Consider the following 370-nt stretch of genomic DNA (forward strand, 5'->3'; position numbering starts at 1 on the left):
CGAGCTGGCGCGCGTTCGTGGCAGGGCTCAAGCAGCGCGGGCTCGCCGGCGTCGAGTTTGTCGTCTCCGACGACCATCCGGGGCTCAGGGCGGCGATCCGCGAAGTCCTGCCCGAGGCCGTCTGGCAGCGCTGTTACGTGCACTTCCTCAGAAACGCGCTCGATTATGTGCCGCGCAAGGTCGATGACGATTGCCTGATGGAGCTCAGATGGTTCTATGACCGGCGCGACCTGGCCGAGGTCAAGCGCGACCTGGCGCAGTGGATCGCCAAATGGCAGGCCAAATACCCGAAGCTGGTGGATTGGGTGGAGAACAACATCGAGGAGACGCTGAGCTTCTATCGGCTGCCGCTGGCGCATCACAAGCACAT

General features: G+C 63.5%; 1 protein-coding gene. It reads left to right on the top strand.

Going from position 1 to position 370, the window contains the following annotated elements:
- On the top strand, positions 1–370 hold a 370-nt coding region (locus tag AC0L3L_RS36500), incomplete at both ends, for a transposase (RefSeq protein ID WP_473642224.1).

Source organism: Mesorhizobium sp. WSM4849 (assembly GCF_055811385.1).